Annotated in this window: 2 protein-coding genes; both read left to right on the top strand. The window is 41.3% G+C overall.

Going from position 1 to position 1582, the window contains the following annotated elements:
- Positions 1 to 576: dockerin type I domain-containing protein (locus tag BUB28_RS17120; RefSeq protein WP_242939999.1), on the top strand; the 576-nt coding region annotated here is incomplete at its 5' end.
- 25 nt (positions 577 to 601) lie between these two features.
- Entirely contained in the window at positions 602 to 1441 is an 840-nt protein-coding gene (locus tag BUB28_RS13890; RefSeq protein WP_072952148.1) for a dockerin type I domain-containing protein, read from the top strand.
- Positions 1442 to 1582 lie beyond the last annotated feature (141 nt).

Below are 1582 nucleotides of genomic sequence, written 5' to 3'. Positions count from 1 at the left end.
ACAACAACTGTTAAGCCTACAACAGAGACTACAAAGAAGACGACTTCTACAACAACTGTTAAGCCTACAACAGAAACAACTAAGAAGACAACTTCCACATCTGCATCTACTACTTCCACAACAACATCAACTACTTCTACCACATCAAAGGCTGTAACAACATCAACTACAACCGAACTGCCTACACTGACTACATCTTCTACTTCTACTTCAAAGACAGAAACTACATCGACAACATCAAAGGCTTCAACTACATCTACTGTAACCTCTACAACAACATCAACAGCTACTACAACTGTTACAACTACAACAACTCCCGACTCAGGAAAGAGATACAAGCTTGGCGACCCTAACGGCGACGGCAAGATAGACTCTGTTGACGCTTCTGCTATACTTAAAGCTTATGCAAGATTATCCACTAACAGCACAGAGCCTACAGAAAAGGAAAGTGCTACCTGCGATATTAATAAGGACGGTCTTATCGACTCAGCAGACGCTTCAAAGGTGCTTGCTTACTATGCATTCCTTTCAGCAGGCAACGAAATTGAATTAGATGTTTTTCTTGGCAGAAAGTGATTTTTTCTAAGAAGGAGTAAACCAAATGAAACAATTTATCAGAAAAATAGTTTCAGTAACTACCGCGGCAATAATGCTCCTATCTGCAACAGCTTTACAGGCTGTTGCAGCAGAAGCTGCAAAGGGCGATAAATATGACCTTACAGGTATCGACCTGTCAAAAGCGACTGTAAAGCCGACTGTATTGATAACTCAGCAAAACATTAGCTATAATGAAGCTAAGGATAATCCTGTCAGGACGATACAGATATATATCAAAGATGCAGAAGGGAAATATGCCAATGCAGGCTTCTCCGTAAAGGTCGATGAGAGACTTGAATTAGTAAAGGACGAGGACGGCGAGATCGCATATGCAGGTCCGGCACTCAAAAGAGCTATGTTTACTGCCGTGCCTGAGGGAGATAACGGTTTCAGAGCTATTATTGCAGGTTCTGACGCAAAAAGCTATGACGGCGTTATGTTTGAATTCAAAGTGAAGCTTCCGGAAGACTTTGTAAGTTTTGAAAAGTATCCTATTGATATATACTACAATAAGGATACCGACCTTTTCACCAATGAATTAATGGACGAAGACGGAAAGCTCATGGAGGCATGGATATTCTCTCAGGGTATCATTCCCGGATATATATATGTTGAAAGTGATCCTTCGCACGATATTCCGCCTAAGGGCGATGTAAATTTCGACAGAAAGGTGGATTCTGTAGATGCTTCTATGATACTTGCTCTGTACTCAAAGGTTTCTACAGGCAAAACAGAGCCCACAAAGACACAGTTCCGGTACTATGATTACAACGGCGACGGAATGATAGATTCTGTTGACGCATCGAATGTACTGAAAGTCTACGCAGCTAATTCAACGGAATAAAAATAAAAAAGCCTGCTTAACCGTGGTACTCATATAGCAGTTTATACTATTTATCGGGGGAAACCTTTCTGAAGAAAGGCTTTCCCCCGAACCCCTTTCCAAAGACTTTTTTAGCTGATTTTTTCTCAGATAGGGCACACC

Origin of the sequence: Ruminococcus flavefaciens (assembly GCF_900143025.1) — a bacterium.
GTDB classification, from domain to species: Bacteria; Bacillota; Clostridia; order Oscillospirales; family Ruminococcaceae; genus Ruminococcus; species Ruminococcus flavefaciens_I.
This window is presented reverse-complemented; position numbering and strand designations above follow the sequence as displayed.